The organism is Porphyromonas sp. HMSC077F02, from assembly GCF_001815465.1.
Lineage (GTDB): Bacteria > Bacteroidota > Bacteroidia > Bacteroidales > Porphyromonadaceae > Porphyromonas_A > Porphyromonas_A somerae.
The window spans coordinates 185,861-186,081 of sequence record NZ_KV820630.1 but is presented as its reverse complement, the minus strand read 5'-3'; positions in this window follow the sequence as shown (position 1 = coordinate 186,081).

The window sequence follows — 221 nt, the reverse complement described above, 5'->3', positions numbered from 1 at the left end:
CTCATTCCCTAAAGTAATCAATCCACAACTGCTCTGCCTTTTGTGCCTTGAGTTCTTCGTTGTATCTCATTCCCTAAAGTAATCAATCCACAACTGCTCGGTGACAACTTCACCGACCTAGTAGGTTGTATCTCATTCCCTAAAGTAATCAATCCACAACCTCTTTGCATATAGAAGTCACCCACCACCGTTGTATCTCATTCCCTAAAGTAATCAATCCA